Source organism: Klebsiella sp. K47 (assembly GCF_051858335.1).
GTDB lineage: Bacteria > Pseudomonadota > Gammaproteobacteria > Enterobacterales > Enterobacteriaceae > Klebsiella > Klebsiella pneumoniae.
The window spans coordinates 1-231 of the sequence record NZ_JBPYUI010000319.1 but is presented as its reverse complement, the minus strand read 5'-3'; the positions used below and the strand labels follow the sequence as shown (position 1 = coordinate 231).

Below are 231 nucleotides of genomic sequence, written 5' to 3'. Positions count from 1 at the left end.
AGGCAGCTCATCGGGTAGAAGACCTTGCGCCAGAACTCGATCTCGTACTTCTGCGCAGCCTGGCCGTTGGCTTCCAGGTGGCGCACATACTGGAACAGCGAGATGGTGGACATCCGATCGGGCTTGAGCAAAGCGGCCGAGACCATCTCGGCGCTGATGCCCGTCTTCCAGTTCATGCTGTCTTCTTTCTCGCGCTGCAGCACCATGCCGCCGTCGGGCTTGGCCGTCAGG

1 protein-coding gene is annotated in these 231 nt (G+C 61.5%); it reads right to left on the bottom strand.

The window, feature by feature from the left end; translation table 11 throughout:
• On the bottom strand, window positions 1–231 hold a 231-nt coding region (locus RRF55_RS28210), incomplete at both ends, for an LptF/LptG family permease (protein WP_439419327.1).